Source organism: Actinomyces sp. HMSC065F12 (genome assembly GCF_001814535.1).
Classification (GTDB): domain Bacteria; phylum Actinomycetota; class Actinomycetes; order Actinomycetales; family Actinomycetaceae; genus Pauljensenia; species Pauljensenia radingae_A.
The window spans coordinates 1-429 of the sequence record NZ_KV816998.1; the positions used below are offsets into that span (position 1 = coordinate 1).

Genomic DNA, 429 nt, shown 5'->3' on the forward strand with positions numbered 1-429 from the left:
TCATCACCGTGAACGCGTTGAAGGAGGGCTGGGACTGCCCCTTCGCCTACATTCTGGCGTCGTTGGCGAACAAGACCAGCCAGGTCGATGTTGAGCAGATCCTTGGCCGTGTTTTGCGCCAACCCCACGCCAGGAAGCAGCCGAACACGTTGTTGAACATGAGTTACGTGTTGACCTCCTCGAACGATTTCGGGACCACGCTCAATCAGATCGTTGCGGGGCTCAACAGTGCCGGATTCTCCAAGCGTGACTTCCGCGCAGCCGATCAAGTCGCTTTCGACTTCACTGGCACGAACCAGCCAAGCAAACCCGCCCCAACGTCCCCAGTCCCAGGGGAAGATATGGACGTTGAAGAGTTCCTGGAGTTCAATGAAGAACAGGTTGCAGCTGATTTAGATGCGCGAGAAGAATCCGCTAGTTCACCAGAGC

1 pseudogene is annotated in these 429 nt (G+C 56.2%); it reads left to right on the forward strand.

From position 1 onward, the window contains the following. Positions 1 to 429: pseudogene (locus tag HMPREF2975_RS07560) on the forward strand (restriction endonuclease); the annotation flags it as partial.